Consider the following 14,624-nt stretch of genomic DNA (forward strand, 5'->3'; position numbering starts at 1 on the left):
CCTAGACCCGGAGGGCTTCGCGGAGCTTGACGCGCGCACCCGTTCGCAGCACGGCGTTCGCGTAGACCTTGCCGCCCAGCCACGTGATCGCGGCGATGGCGGCGAGGGCGAACACGACCGCGAGCACGACCTGCCACGAGGTGGCGACACCCATCGCCATCCGGCCGGGCATCAGGATCGGGGCGAACGGCGGCAGCAACGACAGCACCATCACCGTGGTGCCGGACGGACTGCCGATCATCAGGTTGATGCCCGCCACGAACGCCACGATGATCGTCATGCTGATCGGTGTCAGCACCGACTGGAGTTCCTCCTGTCTGGACACCAGTGACGCGGCGGACGCGAACACGGTGGCGTACAGGAAGAAACCGAGCAGGTACCAGAGCACACCGGTCAGCAGGGCCGCGCCGCCCAGCTCGCTCACGTCGACGACGTTGAACGCCGACGAGAGCCCGAGCCCCACCGTGGAGATCACCAGCAGCTGCAGCAGGCCGACCGCGCCGAGCCCGATCACCTTGCCCAGCAACAACTGCCACGGCCGCACGGTCGCGAGCAGGATCTCCACGACCCGGCTGGACTTCTCCTCGACCACGCCCTGCGCGACCATCGTTCCGTAGACCAGCAACGAGTAGTACAGCAGCGCGGCCACGATCAACCCGACCGCGAGGCGCTGACCTCGTTGCGGGTCAACGGGTTCCAGCGCGGTCACGGCGACGCTGACGTTCGCGAGGTTCTGCGCGACCTGCTGCGGGGTGATGCCCGCCTCGGCGAGCTGCGCGACCAGCACCTGCTGGCGCAGCACGTCGTTCAGCACCGTCGTCAGCACCTCGTCGCCGGAACCCTTGACGATCATCTTCAACGCCGGTGGCGCGCCCGTCACCAGTGCGTCCAGCGAGCCGTCGCGCACCAACTGCTCGGGGTTGCCCGACGGCGTGACGTCCCGCGTCTCGACCTCGATGCCGAACGACTTCGCCTTCTCCCGCAACGGATCCGCGAGCTGCGTCGCCTGACCGCTCAGGCCGACGACACTGCGCTGCTGGTCGTCGAACAACACCGACTGCAACACCACGTACCCGGCGAGCACGGCGATGATCACCGCTGTGCCGACGAGGAACGACCTGGTGCGCACCTTCGTGACGAACTCGCGCTTCGCCACCAGTGAGACCGCTCGGGCCGACGTCATGTGCTCCTGCCCTCGGTGGTCACCACGTTGCGGAAGAGCTCGGTCAGCGAGGGGCGCTGGCGGGAGAACTCGTGCACGGGCCCCGCGGCGAGCGCGGCGTGCAGCACCTCCTGGTCGTCCACGCCGTCGGCGAGCTCGAGCACGCAGCGCGTCCCGTTCTTCTCGATCACCCGCACGCCACCCAGCGTGGCAGCCCAGTCGGTGGTTGGCGACTCAACGACCAGGCGCGGCACGCCGCCCGACCGGAGCTCGTCCACCGTGCCGCTCGCGACCATCGAGCCCTCGCTGACGATGCCGACCCGGTCGCACAGCCGTTCCACCAGGTCGAGCTGGTGGCTGGAGAACACCACGGGCACGCCGGAGGACGCCTTCTCGCGCAGCACGTGGCTCATCACGTCCACCGCGACCGGGTCCAGGCCGGAGAACGGTTCGTCGAGCACGAGCACGTCCGGTTCGTGCACCAGCGCGGCGGCCAGCTGGACGCGCTGCTGGTTGCCGAGGCTCAGGCGTTGCACCTCGTCCGAGCGGCGGTCGCGCAGCCCGAGGCGCGCGATCCAGTTCTCCGCGCTCGTGTGGGCCTCGTTGGTGCCCATGCCGTGCAGCTCGGCCAGGTAGACCAGCTGGTCGAGCACCTTCATCCGCGGGTAGAGACCGCGCTCCTCCGGCATGTAGCCGATGCGGCGCCGCGTGTCGAGGTCGACGGTTCTTCCGTTCCACCGCACCTCGCCGGAGTCGGCCGCGAGCACTCCCAGCGCGATGCGCATGGTCGTGGTCTTCCCGGCGCCGTTGCTGCCGACGAAACCGAAGAGCTCGCCCGCACGAACGTCGAAAGACATGTTCTGCAGGGCGACGACCTCCCCGTAGCGCTTGGAGATCCGGTCGATCTCCAGCACCCCCTCAGGCACGGTGTACCCCTTCGTTAGCCCGGATGGTGGTAATCGGACTCAAAGTATCGGTGAGCAGGGAACGAGTGAAACGATACGGGCGTCTACGGCGAATCGAACGAACGACCAATTCACTCAACGGGGGTGACCATGGAGACCATCGACCCCGATCAGTGGCTCAAGACTTACGGGGCCAAGATCGAGCAGGCGAAGCAGCAGGCTGAGCAGGCTGTGGGCCAGCTCGGCGGTGTGGGTGGGAGCGCAAGCTCGCCGGACGGCCTGATCACGGTGACGGTCAACGCGACAGGGGTGCTGACCGACCTGCAGATCAAGCCGGAGGCCCGTGGGATGGACCCCAGCGAGATCGCATCCGCCGTGCTCGCCGCTTCCACCAAGGCCCAGCGCGAGGCCTCCGGCCGCGTCGTGCAGATCATGGGTGACTTCGTCGGCGAAAGTCCGGCGCTCGACTTCGTGAAGGCGCAGATGCCGAACGGATACGCGGGCGACGGAACCGACGAGGAAGAACCGAAGTCGGAGTTGGAGCGCAAGGACACGCGGCCCGACGACGAGTACTTCACGAACCCGCCCGACGTCATGGCCTGAGTGCAGGAGGGGGTTAGAGCATGCAGCAGCACTTCAACATCGATCTCGACGAGCTGAGAGCCCACGCCGCGAGCGTGGACCGGCTCACCGAGCGGTTGCGCAAGGCCACCGAGACGTGCGATCCGGGTTCGCTCACCACCGAGGCCTTCGGCGTCTTCTGCGGTTTCCTCGCCCAGCTCATCCTCGAGAAGGCGGGCCTCGGGCAGGACGTGCTCGGCAAGGCCACCAACTCGCTGATGGACATGGCGACCGGGCTCAAGGAGACGGTCGAGCAGTACGAGCAGGTCGACCTCGACAACATGTTCGGCTTCAAGGGAGGCCGGGGATGAGCACCCCCGCGTCGCAGGCCAAGAGCAGCGCCGACACACAGCAGCTGATCAGCAACATCTCGAACACCTACTCCGCCATCGAACGCGGCGACTGGGTCAACGCCGGCCTGGGCATGGCCAACACGGCCATGGGCATCGTCGGCATGTCCGCGAACCCGTTGAGCGGCTTCCTCGCCGCCGGCTTCAGCTGGGCGATCCAGCACGTCGACTTCCTGCGCGAGCCGTTCGACGTGCTGCTCGGCAGCCCGGAGTCCATCTCGAAGATGGCGCAGACCTACCGGTCCGCGGGCCAGCAGGTGCAGGGCATCGCGACCGAGTACGAACGCATCTGCGTCTCGCAGACCCGTGAGTGGCAGGGCCGGGCGGCCGACGCCTACCGCGCGGCGGCCAAGAAGCACGCCGACGGCATGGAGTCGCTGTCCAAGGCGACCCACGGCATCGCGGCCGCGGTCGAGGGCGCCGGCAAGCTCGTCGCCGAGGTCCGCAAGCAGATCATGGACATGATCAGCCAGGCCGTCGCCGACATGGTCATGAAGATCATCCAGTGGCTGGCGGCGTCCGTTCTCACCTTCGGCGCGGCCATCGCGGGTGCGATCGCGGACATCGTGTCCACCGCGGTCAGGTACGCGAAGAAGCTGGCGGACTTCCTGCAGAAGCTGCTCGGCTCGGTGAAGAAGCTGATCGACCTGGTCAAGCAGGTCTCCCAGATCGCCAAGGTCGCCGAGCAGATCATCGACGCGATCTCGTCGATGGCGCACAAGGGCGCCGGTGGCGGCGGTGGCGGCGTCAACCGGCCCACCTCCGGCGGCTTCGGCGGCCTCGGGTCCGCCGAGCAGAACCAGGCCCACAGCGGCGCGGGTGGCACGTTCACCAGCGGTGTCACCGGCGGCCCCGGCGGGGGTCACGGCAGCGGCCCCGGTGGCGGCCACGTCGCGCCCGTCTACACGCCTCCCGGCGCCGGCACGTCCGGCGGGTACCCGGTCGGCGGCGGTGCGGGTGGTGGCGCAGGCGGCCACGTGGCGCCGATCTACACCCCGCCCGGTACGCCGGGCGGCACCCCCGGTGGCCGTCCGCCCGGTGGTGGTTCCGGTGGGCACGTCAGCCCCGGCTACACGCCGCCGGGTTCGGGTTCCGGTCCGGGTACCGGCACGGGCACCGGTCAGGGTCGCTGGGTTCCTGGCCACTGGGAGCCCGCCGACACGACCACGGCGTCCGGTGGTGGTGCCGGCGGTGGCGGTGGCGTGACCAAACCCCCGTCGTTCGGCCCCACGCCGACCACGGGGAACGCCGACTGGTACCGCCCGACGACCACTGACCACAGCGCGACCACGGCCTCGGCCGGTGGTGGCGGCGGTGGCGGTGGAGGCGGCGGCATCCCCAAGGGCATGGGCGGCGGAGGCGGGGGCGGCATGCCGCCTGGCCTCGGCGGTGGTCCTGCCGGTGGCGGTGGCGCCGGTGGTACCGCGGCGACCCAGTTCGGTGGCGCGGCCGGCGTCATGGCGGCCGGTGGCGCCGGTGGTGCGGCTGCCGCCGGTGGTGGCGCGCCGCACGGACCCGGTGGTGGCGGTACCGGTGGTGGTGCCGGCGGCATGATGGGCGGTGGCGCTCCGATGGGTGGTGCCGGCCAGCAGGGCGGCGGCAACGGCGAGCACAAGCGGAAGGTGCGGATCGAGGGCGAGGCCCTGGTCGACCCGCCCAAGGCCGCGAAGCCCGTCATCGGCGAGTGATCACGAGTTCTTGCGCTGTCCGGGGCGCCCGCACTTCGGTGCGGGCGCCCCGTTCTCACACGGCGGTGAACAGCTTCGTGATCTCCGGTGCGGCCTTCTCGCGGTCCTCCGGAACCAGGCCGATCCGCGTGCGCCGGTCGAGGACGTCGTCGGCGTCCAGCGCGCCCTCGTGCTCGATCGCGTGGACGACGTCGGCCTCCGTGACGCCGGGTGCGATCGGCGTGGTCGGCCGCGGCCTGTCGTCGACCAGGCGGATGTCCTTGGTGCGGCAAGGGATTCGGGTCAGTTCCGTCGCGTTCACCGCGTCCGCCGCCATCTTGCGGTAGGTGGTGAGCTTGCCGCCGACGATCGTGATCACGCCGTTGGGCGCCTTCAGCACGGCGTGGTGGCGGGACAGGTCCGCGGTCGTGCCTTCGGCTTCGAGCAGCGGACGCAGGCCCGCGTAGCTGCCGATGACGTCGTCCCTGGTGAGTTCTCGTTGCAGGACAGCGGAAGCCGTCGCGAGCAGGAAGTCCACATCGGACTCGGGAACCGTTGGAACGTCCGGGATCTCGTCAACGGGCTCGTCGGTGAGACCGAGGTATGCGCGGCCGTTCGCCTGGGGCAGCAGGAGTGCGTAGCGGTTGCGCTCACCGGGAACGGGAATCGTCAAGGCGGTTCCGCTGAGGCCGACGGCTTTCGCGTCGACGACCAGGTGCGAGCCGCGGGACGGACGCAGGTGCACCGGCGCCAGCGTGCCCGCCCAGACACCGGTCGCGTTGATCACCGCTTTGGCCCGGACGGTGAACGTGCTGCCGGTGAGCGTGTCCACGGCCTCGGCGCCATCGCCTTGCAGCGTCCGGACTTTGGCGCGCGTGATGATTCTCGCGCCGTACCCCGCGGCGGTGCGGGCGAGGGCGACGACGAGCCTGGCGTCGTCGACGAGCTGCCCGTCGTAGTTGAGGAGCCCGCCGGTGAGGTTGTCGGCGTTCAGGCCGGGAACCAGCGCCAGCGCCTCGTGCCTGGTCACCCGCCGCGGCCTGGGCAGGACACTGGACGGCGTGCCCGCGGCGATGCGCAGGGCGTTGCCCGCCTTGAGTCCGGCCATCACGAAGTGGTTCGCGTTGGCGTGCAAGGGGAACAGCATCGGCAACGTGCGGGTGAGGTGCGGCGCGGTCCTGGTCATCAGGATGCCGCGTTCGACGGCGCTCTCGTGGGCGAGCTTCACGTCGCCCTTCGCGAGGTAGCGCAGCCCGCCGTGGACGAGCTTGCTGGACCACCGCGACGTCCCGAACGCCAGGTCGTGCGCCTCCAGCAACACGGTCCTGAGACCTCGCGAGGCCGCGTCGAGCGCGACACCGGCGCCGGTGACCCCGCCGCCGATCACGAGCACGTCCGCGACCTCCTGCTGGGCCGCTTCGAGGTCGTCGCGGCGCCTTGCGGCGTTCAGGGAGGTGTTCACGGTTTCAGAGCTCCGTCCAGCTGCTTGGCGAGCTCGTCCAGCAGGGAGCCGAAGTCGAGCCCGGACGTGGCGGGCCTGGTGGAGAGCACCATCGACTGCGTGGTCAGCAGCACCACGCGCGCCTGCGTCTTGGCGTCCCCGAACCGGATCGACCCGTCGAGGTGCCCGGCCTCGATCTGCCCGACGAGGAACTGTTCCACCAGCCGCTGCGTGCTCCCGAGCCGGTCGGTGAGGTACGGCAGCATCAGGTCGGCGTCGAGCTGGAGGACCCGCTGCATGAGCGGGTTCGCCGACAACAGCCGGATGGCGTCCACGGACCGCTTGACGAGCTGCTCCCGCGCGTCGCCCTGCCTGCTGGCGCGCTCGACCTGCTCCAGCAGAGCGGCGAACTCGCGGGTCATCAACGCCCGCACGAGGTGGTCGACGTCCGGATAACGCCGGTAGAGCGTCATGCGGCTGACGCCGGCGCGTTTCGCCACGTCGGTGAGGGTCGTCCGGCGCACTCCCACCTCGAGAACACACTCACGGGTGGCGTCGAGCAGTGCGTCGTGAGTGTGACGTTGAGACGTCATGTGTAACACTGTAGCAGTGACCAGGGCGAGATGGACCACCGAAACCACACCGCTGCCGCCGCACGCGCTGGAGTGGCTGAGCCGGCGCGTAGGCCTGGGAGAGCCGCTTCCCGAGGTTCCCCTGACAGCACCTCCGTCGGCGCTGTCCGCGGACGCCTTCGAGGCGCTGGAGGCGGTGAGCTTCGTGTCGGTCGAGGACTCCGACCGGCTGGGGCGTTCTGGCGGGCTGTCGTACCTGGACCTGTTGCGTCATCGCGGATACGGGACGCCGGCGGTGCCGGACGCGGTGGTGCAGCCCGCGTCGCCTGCCGAGGTTCTCGAGGTTCTGCAGGTGTGCGTGGAGCACGACATCGCCGTGGTGCCGTTCGGTGGGGGCACGTCTGTGGTGGGTGGTGTGGAGGCGCTGCGCGGATCGAAGTCCGCGGTCGTGGCGCTGGATCTTGCCGGGCTCGGGTCGCTGGTGTCCGTCGATCCGGTGTCCCGGGTCGCGGTGTTGCAGGCCGGGATCACCGGGCCTGAGGCCGAGAAGCTGTTGGGGAAGCACGGGTTCACGCTCGGGCACGTGCCGCAGTCGTTCGAGCGGGCGACGATCGGCGGGTTCGCCGCGACTCGGTCCGCCGGCCAGGCTTCCTCCGGTTACGGCAGGTTCGAGGACATGGTCGAGTCCGTGCGGGTGGCCACTCCCGTGGGCGAATGGGTCGTCGGCGGCGCGCCGGCTTCTGCTGCCGGGCCGGACCTGAAGCAGCTCGTGCTGGGCAGCGAGGGGCTGTTCGGGGTGATCACCGAGGTGTCGGTCCGGGTGCGGCCCGAGCCGCGCGCGCCTCGGTACGAGGGGTTCGTCGTCGACGGGTGGGAAGCCGGTGTCGAGCTCGTGCGGACCCTCGCGCAGAACGGGGCTCTGGCGGACGTCACCCGTCTGTCCGATGTGGACGAGACCGAGGTCGCGCTGGAGCTCGCGGGGTCCCGGGCCGCCGCGGTGAAGAAGTACCTGCGGTTCCGGCGGATCGCGCAACCCTGTCTGGTGGTCCTCGGGTGGGAGTGCCGATCCCGGTCCGCGACCATGAGCGCGTTGAGCGGGTTGAAGACCGTGCGGCTGGGACGGGCCATGGGGGCTGCCTGGGTGCACGGGCGGTTCAACGGGCCGCGGCAGCGGGATGCTCTGCTGGACGCCGGGGTGTGCGTCGAGACGCTGGAGACCGCCACGCACTGGTCCAAGGTGTCGGAGCTGCGGGACGAGGTGCGCAAGGCGTTGACCGCGGAGCTCGGGAACCCGGTGGTGATGTGCCACGTCTCGCACGCTTACGAGACGGGGGCTTCGTTGTACTTCACCGTGTTGGTGCCGCGGGACCTCGACGATCCGGTGAAGCAGTGGGAGCGGGCCAAGATCGCCGCCTCGGACGTCATCTCACGACTCGGCACGATCACGCACCACCACGCCGTTGGCCGTGACCACCAGCCGTGGCTCGAGAACGAGATCGGTTCGATCGGCGTGGACGTGCTGCGCGCGGTGAAGTCCCAACTGGATCCCACCGGCATCCTCAACCCGGGCAAGCTGCTTTGAGCGCACGCGGGGCCCTCTCGTGTCGCCTGAGCGAACGAAAGCTCCCCGCGTGCACTCGAGCTCAGAACTTGACGAGCATCTTGCCCGTGTTGTCGCCGCGCAGCATGCCGAGGAAAGCCTCCGGGGCCCGGCGGACGCCGCCCTCGATGACGGTCTCCGAGTACTTGAGCTCACCGGAGGCGATCCACTTGCCGACCTCGGCGATGAACTGCGGCTGGAGGGCCTTGTGGTCGCCCACCAGGAGGCCGCGCAGGGTCAGGCGCTTGGCGATGACCTGGGCCAGGTTGCGCGGGGCCGCGGGAGGGGTGGTGTCGTTGTACTGGGCGATCGCGCCGCAGACGGCGACCCGGCCGTGGACGTTCAGGGACGAGATGGCGGCTTCGAGGTGCTCGCCGCCCACGTTGTCGAAGTACACGTCGATGCCGTTGGGGGCGGCGGCGGCCAGCTGCTCGGCCACCGGGCCGTCCTTGTAGTTGAAGGCGGCGTCGAAGCCCAGTTCCTCGACGAGGTACTTGACCTTCTCCGGGGAACCCGCGGAGCCGATCACGCGGGAGGCGCCCTTCAGCCGGGCGATCTGGCCGACCAGCTGGCCGACGGCGCCTGCCGCGCCGGAGACGAAGACGACGTCGCCTTCCTTGAACTCCGCGGTGGCCAGCAGGCCCGCGTAGGCCGTCAGGCCCGGCATGCCCAGCACGCCCAGGTAGGCGGAGAGGGGAGCGACGGACGGGTCGACCTTCACCGTGTGGGCCGCGGGAACGACGGCGTACTCGCGCCAGCCGAGTCCGTGCAGGACGTTGTCACCGACTGCGATGGTGTCCACGCCGGAACCGACGGCCACGACCTCACCGACTGCTCCGCCCTCGAGAGGGGCGCCCACCTGGAACGGCGGGACGTAGGACTTCACGTCGTTCATGCGGCTGCGCATGTACGGGTCGACGCTCATGAAGACGTTGCGGACGAGGATCTGGCCTTCGCCCGGGGTTGGGATGTCGACCTCGGCGATCTCGAAGTTCTCGTCGGTCGGCCAGCCCTGGGGGCGGGACGCGAGCCGGACCTCGAGTGCGGTGCTGGTCATGGTCGAACCATCTCCATCCAAGTCAGTTGCGGATCAGTTATCCGTTTCAACCACCGGCCTCTGGAGACTGTTCCGGACTGTGAGCTAGACCGCAGGGAGAAGAGTGGTGACGTCTCGGTGCGCGAAGCCGAGTTTGCGGTACAGGGCGATGGCCGGGGCGTTGTAGTTCTCGACGAACAGCGCGCACGTGCCGTAGAGGTTGAGCAGGGACGATGCCACGAACTGGCAGACGCGCCGGCCCAGACCCCTGCCCTTGTGCGAAGGGTGCACGGCCACGCCCATCATGAAGCCGACGTCTGCTGACGACCACGCTTCCGCTGCCGTGGCCACCAGCCGGTCGCCCTCGTGGACGCCTGCCCAGCGGCGGACGCCCTTCTCGCCCGGCCAGGCCCAGGAGTCCGGGTTGGCCTCGCGCAGGAGCGGTTCTACGTCGTCCGTCGTGGACAGCCAGCAGGCTTCGTCGGGCAGATCCAGCGTGCCCGAACGGTCCATCCAGCCGAACGGTTTGTCCTCGACCCACGGCGTGGGCATGAGGTCCGCTACTTCGAGGGCCAGTTCACGCGACAACAGCGGGCGCAGCTCCACGCCCCGGCCGTGAGCGGCGAGGAGTGAGGCGACGCCCTCTGCCGGGCCGGACAGGACCAGGCGTCTGCGCCGTGTCAGGCACGGGGCGTGGACGGCCACCGCGCCCCGGTGTTCCCAGGCCGCACCACCGGACGACAAGGCCTGGGCCGCCCAGCGGACGAGGGTGTCGTCGCTGGCGTCCCGGACGTCGGCGGTGGTGCGTAACCGGCGCACTCAGTCCTTCTGCTTGCGGCGCAACAGGGTTCGCTTGGCCAGCGAGTCCTCCAGCGCCTGGTACGCGAGGTCCATCGCTCGGTTGTACTCGCCCTGGGGCCGCGGCGGGACGGACTCGTTCGGGTGCGGGAAGGTCACCATCTGCAGCCAGCGCTCGTTCCACAGCTGCTCGACGGCCGCCTCCCAGTGCAGCGCGGCGCCCATCCGCACGACCCGTTCGCGGTCGCGCACCTCGGCGATCTGCTCCTGGGTGGACGCGAGCCGCTCGGCGAGCTCGGCGCACCGCACCTCGTCCAGCTTGCGCTGGCGAGCAGCCGCGTCGGTGGCGATCGCGATGATCTCCTTGTAACGCTCAACGGCGGACAACGCCGGCACCTCGATCACCTCCTCGCTCTGACGCTGCGACGGGACCGACTCGAACATCGTCGTCATCATCGGGTTCATGACGCTTCTCCAGTGTCGAACGGGATGATCACTTGCGGCCGCGAGTGCTCGAACCGGTCGAAGAACAGGCCGCGCCGTGGTCGAGGCGACCACGCCATCACCTGTTCGGGCCCGAGCGACAGCAGTTCCTTGCCCTGAACGTCGAACGCCACCCAGGCGCCGATGTCGTCGTAGACGCCCGGCGGGAGGCACGCCTTCAGCCTCTGCACGCCGCGCCACCAACCCAGCACGTGCGTGCGGTTCTCCGGGCCGTGCTTGAGCACCGTGCGCAGACTGTCCACACCGGACATCCGCGTCGTCGGATCCTTCTGCTCCAGCAACGTTTGTGCGGCGTCCACGCCGTACAGCACCAGGTAGTGCGGTGACGGCGGCGTGTCGGACGTCCCGGTGTTCAGCGACTGCAACCGGGCTGCCGTGCGGTCCAGCAGCTCGCGGATGCCGTCGATGCCGATCACCGACGCGTCGTGCCCGTCCGAGCTCAGGCGTTTCGCCAGGTGCAACGCGGACGGCATCGCCTCGTCCACCAGGCAGGCCAGCGTGAACGCCGCCTCGTGCGGCTCGTGCTGCCTGCCCAGTGACGCGGCCGCTCCGCCGAGCACGGCGGCCGCGTCCTGGACCACGGAACCGATCACGGCGATGTTGCGGCCCGGCGTGCGGGCGAACCTCACCCGAGCCGCGCTGCCCGCGACGTCGATCACCTGTCCCAGCAACACGGTAGGTGAAGCGTCGCCCGGCCGCAGTTCGAGGAAGTCCGGCAGCGCGTCGAGGAAGGGGATCTTGCTTCCGTCGAAGAGGCCAGGAGCCTCGCCCGGCTCACGGCGCCACAGCTCGTTCTGCAGGAAGTCCATGGTGCCCTTGGACGTCGAGTCCGGGATGCGGCAGATCTCGTTGCCCGGCTTCACGCCCGACTCGTGGTTGATCACCGCGTGCCAGCGCGGCAGCTCCACCGCGGCGTCGTTCTGCGGCTCCGCCAGCACCCTGCGCGCCTTGGGCAGCGCGATGCGGACGGTGAACTGCTCGAAGATCGCCGACTTGCCCCAGAACCCCTCGATGCCGGAGACGTCCTGCGACGACAGCACCAGGTGGATGCCCTGCGAACGACCGCGCCGCGCCACGTCCTCCAGCAGCTGCGTCGCGGCGGCGGTGACCTGGTCCCGTTCGCCGAAGAGGTACTGGAACTCGTCGATCACCGCGACGATCCGCGGCCAGCGACCGCCGGGATCCTCCGCGCGCAGGTGTTCGAGCTTGGTGACCTCGTGCTGCTTGGCGGCGTCCGCGCGCCTGCGCATCTCGTCGGACAGGAAGCGCAGCAACGCCACGCCGAACTCGCGGTCGGTGTTGACGTTCACGCCGACCAGGCGCGCGTGCGGCAGCCACGACGGGTCCTTGCGGCCCGGCGCGAACTGCGCGAACGACACGCCTTCCTTGAAGTCCAGCAGGTACAGCTCCAGCTCGTCCGGCGAGTAGCGCGCGCACAACGAACCGAGCATCGCGTACAGGAAGTTCGTCTTGCCGGAGCCGGAAGGACCACCGATCAACGCGTGCGGCGAGGTGTCGCCGAGCTGCACGCAGACCTGTTCACCGTCGTCGAACCCGACGGGCGCAACGACTCCGGCCGCCGAGCTCTCCGTCCACGGGCGTTCGGGCAGCAGGTCGCCGAACGAGCCCAGCCGCGACCGCCGCTCCTCACGCTTGTCCGCGATGGCGGCACAGGCGCGCGACACGAGGGTCGAAGGAAGACCCCGGTCCAGCGTCACCGTCACGTGCTTGCCGGTCATCGTGCAGAAAGCCGTGCCGTCGCCGCGCAACGACACCGTCTCCACCGGCGAGTTGATCGTGATCGGGATGTCCACGATGAACAGCTGCACACCGCACGCCAAACCGTTGCGCGCCACGCGTTGCAGCTGCTGCTGGTGTTCTTCCTTCAATGCCTTGCGGTTGCCGAACAGCACCGCGATCCGCCACGGTTCGGTGCGCCTGCCCTCGCCGCTCACCGAACGCACGGTCAGGTGCCCGTCGACCAGGACCTTCGTGTGCACCTGGCGGATGTGCTCGGACAGCTCGTCCAGCAGCTCGTGCAGCCGCGCCGGGTCGTGCACCGTCAGCAGGTTCGCGCGGGTCAGCGGGTAGAGCCCGGGCAACGACCCGGTCAGCTGGCCGATGTCCCACACGTGCACGTGGACGAGCCCCGGCTGGAAGTGCGACAGCACTCGCAGCAACAGGTTCTCCACCAGCGTGTCCGCGAGCTGGCGGCTGTCCGGAGTGGACGAGATGTGCAGGTGGGCCTGGTCCAGCAGCGGCACGGCGACCGGGAACGACTGGGCCTGGGGCGCGGATGTCACGACGCCCGTGCCGATCCGCCACAGCTCCGGCACGCCCTCGCTGCCGTCGTGCGTGCCCGGCGTGCCGAGCCACGACTCGTGCGGCCACGACGCCGGCCCGGCCGCGACGGAGTTCACCAGCGCCGTCAGCTGCTTGGGACCCGTCGCGGTCCACTCGTGGTACGACTGCTCCCAGTCGTGCTTGATCTGGTCGAGCCGCTCGCGGAACTCCGGCATCGACAGCGGCGCCTGACGCGGGTTCCCCGTGCGCTTCTCGTCGACCGTGAGGAACGAGGTCACGTCGGCGAGCGCCACGTCCTTCAACGCCCGGTCGACGCCCATGCCGCGCACGGTGAACTCGAACATGTCCTTGGCGTGTTCCGTGGCGAGCGCCCGGTGCTCACGCGCCACGGAGCCCAGCGCGGCCGAGACGGCGCGCTGGAACTCCGTGAAGGCTTCCTCGATCCTCCGCCGCCGGTCGTCGCGCCTGCTCATCACAGCTCCACGGTGAGTCGTTGGATGCGCTCTAGGGTTCCCACCATCAGTTCCAGCTGATCGGGAAATCTTTCCTTCGCGCGCACGAACTCCGGTGGAAGCAGGGACTCGTGGTGGTTCTCGCTGGACTCGGCGAGGATCGCGACCGCCTCGTCGAGGCCTTCCTGCGCTGACCGCACACTCCGGTACGACTCGCGCAGGATCTCGCTCGCCTGCTCGAGCGCGGCGCGAACCTCGGCGATGGATGCCATCAAAGCCTGCTGTTGATGCCCTCGGCCCCGGAAATGCCCGCGCCGAGGTAGTTCTGCAGCTCGCTCACGCCGGACACGACCTGGGCGAACTGGGCGTTCGTCGTCTCGACGTCCGCCTGCACGGAGCCCTGCGTGACCGATGTCAGCAACTGCTGCGCGTCCTCGGCGAGCTCAGCCGCCTGTTGGAGGGCCGACTGGCTTTGACTCGCCTTGTCGATCGCCTGGGCAATTGCGGCACGGACCTCTTCGATGCTGGCCATGTCGGCTCCCGAACCCTCCCGGAACAGGGCGGTCGTACAACCACCCTCAGTAGAGATTGTGCCCAGATTTTCACAGTTGAGAGCGAAGATCGGCTAACCGGGTGGATGCCTGAATCCACTCGAACGGGCCTTGATTTAATGATCAGTTGAGCGCGCCGCTGGCCCCTTGCGGAGAGGTGTCGCAACTCTCACAATGCCGCCTACTGCCTGTTGTGTTGATCGCAGACCGGCCGGGTGAATCAAGACGGCCTGATGGGCGAATTGTCACGCAAAGTGCCTGCACCGAACGGGTCATCTCCAGCCCACGCCTCCACCAGCACCCGCTCGGCGCCGGGCACGAGTCCGCTGATCAGCTCCGGCTCGTCCAGCACCGTCCACGCCGTCGGCGGCTCGCAGGCCACGCGCGGGGTCGGGAAGTCGTCACCCAGCCCGCGCACGAAGGTGCGAACGGCCCGCGCCAGCGCCGCCGAGACGTTGTGAGTCGCCTTCTCCGTGCTCGGCCGCGTGATGACCACGGCCCAGCAGCCCGGCTCCTCGTCGGAGCAGTCACGGGCGTCCACGACCTGGGCGCCGGCACGGCTGATGAGCGCGTCGCACGCGGTACGCGCCTGGTGCTCGTCCGCTGCCTCGACCACGACGGTGATCAGCAGCACGAGGTCGTCTTCGTCCATGACATCCGA

15 protein-coding genes are annotated in these 14,624 nt (G+C 69.4%); 4 read left to right on the plus strand and 11 right to left on the minus strand.

What is annotated here, in order from left to right:
* Nucleotide 1: 1 nt before the first annotated feature.
* Nucleotides 2-1,183, minus strand: coding sequence for an ABC transporter permease (locus tag AOM45_RS25795; protein ID WP_030467726.1), 1,182 nt, complete (start codon nucleotides 1,181-1,183; stop codon nucleotides 2-4).
* Nucleotides 1,180-2,088: an ABC transporter ATP-binding protein gene (locus AOM45_RS25800; RefSeq protein ID WP_030467725.1), complete on the minus strand. Its 909-nt coding sequence runs from the start codon at nucleotides 2,086-2,088 to the stop codon at nucleotides 1,180-1,182. Before AOM45_RS25800 ends, AOM45_RS25795 begins: the two co-directional genes overlap by 4 nt.
* Before the next feature lie 129 nt (nucleotides 2,089-2,217).
* On the opposite strand from AOM45_RS25800, the gene AOM45_RS25805 reads away from it, so the two are divergent.
* The 3 genes from AOM45_RS25805 to AOM45_RS53010 are packed head-to-tail and all read left to right on the plus strand — an operon-like array spanning nucleotide 2,218 to nucleotide 4,726.
* Nucleotides 2,218-2,670 carry a YbaB/EbfC family nucleoid-associated protein gene (locus tag AOM45_RS25805; RefSeq protein WP_030467724.1) on the plus strand — a complete coding sequence of 151 codons (453 nt, stop codon included), beginning with the start codon at nucleotides 2,218-2,220 and terminating at the stop codon, nucleotides 2,668-2,670.
* A 20-nt stretch (nucleotides 2,671-2,690) separates the two neighbouring features.
* Complete coding sequence (locus AOM45_RS25810; RefSeq protein ID WP_030467723.1) at nucleotides 2,691-2,999, plus strand: type VII secretion target; 309 nt, start codon at nucleotides 2,691-2,693, stop codon at nucleotides 2,997-2,999.
* Nucleotides 2,996-4,726, plus strand: a complete 1,731-nt coding sequence (locus AOM45_RS53010; protein WP_030467722.1) for a WXG100 family type VII secretion target — start codon at nucleotides 2,996-2,998, stop codon at nucleotides 4,724-4,726. Before AOM45_RS25810 ends, AOM45_RS53010 begins: the two co-directional genes overlap by 4 nt.
* Before the next feature lie 55 nt (nucleotides 4,727-4,781).
* On the opposite strand, the gene AOM45_RS25820 is transcribed toward AOM45_RS53010, so the two are convergent.
* Together AOM45_RS25820 and AOM45_RS25825 are read right to left on the minus strand one after the other, a co-directional pair.
* Nucleotides 4,782-6,167, minus strand: coding sequence for a glycerol-3-phosphate dehydrogenase/oxidase (locus tag AOM45_RS25820; protein ID WP_030467721.1), 1,386 nt, complete (start codon nucleotides 6,165-6,167; stop codon nucleotides 4,782-4,784).
* Nucleotides 6,164-6,739 (minus strand): TetR/AcrR family transcriptional regulator, encoded by a 576-nt coding sequence (locus AOM45_RS25825; RefSeq protein ID WP_030467720.1) that lies wholly within the window; start codon nucleotides 6,737-6,739, stop codon nucleotides 6,164-6,166. Before AOM45_RS25825 ends, AOM45_RS25820 begins: the two co-directional genes overlap by 4 nt.
* Here AOM45_RS25825 and AOM45_RS25830 point away from each other — a divergent pair.
* Complete coding sequence (locus AOM45_RS25830) at nucleotides 6,738-8,300, plus strand: FAD-binding oxidoreductase (protein ID WP_030467719.1); 1,563 nt, start codon at nucleotides 6,738-6,740, stop codon at nucleotides 8,298-8,300. The genes AOM45_RS25825 and AOM45_RS25830 overlap by 2 nt on opposite strands.
* A gap of 61 nt (nucleotides 8,301-8,361) precedes the next feature.
* Here the strand turns inward: AOM45_RS25830 and AOM45_RS25835 are convergent, their stop codons facing one another.
* The 7 genes from AOM45_RS25835 to AOM45_RS25865 all read right to left on the minus strand — a co-directional run bounded on the left by AOM45_RS25835 (nucleotide 8,362) and on the right by AOM45_RS25865 (nucleotide 14,615).
* Nucleotides 8,362-9,375, minus strand: coding sequence for an NADP-dependent oxidoreductase (locus tag AOM45_RS25835; protein ID WP_030467718.1), 1,014 nt, complete (start codon nucleotides 9,373-9,375; stop codon nucleotides 8,362-8,364).
* A gap of 84 nt (nucleotides 9,376-9,459) precedes the next feature.
* Nucleotides 9,460-10,173: a GNAT family N-acetyltransferase gene (locus AOM45_RS25840; protein WP_030467717.1), complete on the minus strand. Its 714-nt coding sequence runs from the start codon at nucleotides 10,171-10,173 to the stop codon at nucleotides 9,460-9,462.
* Nucleotides 10,174-10,617 (minus strand): hypothetical protein, encoded by a 444-nt coding sequence (locus AOM45_RS25845; protein WP_051783380.1) that lies wholly within the window; start codon nucleotides 10,615-10,617, stop codon nucleotides 10,174-10,176.
* Nucleotides 10,614-13,433 (minus strand): FtsK/SpoIIIE domain-containing protein, encoded by a 2,820-nt coding sequence (locus tag AOM45_RS25850; protein WP_030467715.1) that lies wholly within the window; start codon nucleotides 13,431-13,433, stop codon nucleotides 10,614-10,616. The genes AOM45_RS25845 and AOM45_RS25850 overlap by 4 nt, the downstream gene beginning before the upstream one ends.
* A complete protein-coding gene (locus AOM45_RS25855) occupies nucleotides 13,433-13,684 on the minus strand; it encodes a hypothetical protein (protein WP_030467714.1) in 252 nt (83 codons plus the stop codon). Before AOM45_RS25855 ends, AOM45_RS25850 begins: the two co-directional genes overlap by 1 nt.
* Nucleotides 13,684-13,944, minus strand: coding sequence for a hypothetical protein (locus AOM45_RS25860; protein WP_030467713.1), 261 nt, complete (start codon nucleotides 13,942-13,944; stop codon nucleotides 13,684-13,686). The genes AOM45_RS25855 and AOM45_RS25860 overlap by 1 nt, the downstream gene beginning before the upstream one ends.
* A 239-nt stretch (nucleotides 13,945-14,183) precedes the next feature.
* Nucleotides 14,184-14,615 (minus strand): hypothetical protein, encoded by a 432-nt coding sequence (locus tag AOM45_RS25865; protein ID WP_030467712.1) that lies wholly within the window; start codon nucleotides 14,613-14,615, stop codon nucleotides 14,184-14,186.
* Between the last annotated feature and the right edge of the window lie 9 nt (nucleotides 14,616-14,624).

The organism is Lentzea aerocolonigenes (assembly GCF_000974445.1).
GTDB lineage: Bacteria > Actinomycetota > Actinomycetes > Mycobacteriales > Pseudonocardiaceae > Lentzea > Lentzea aerocolonigenes.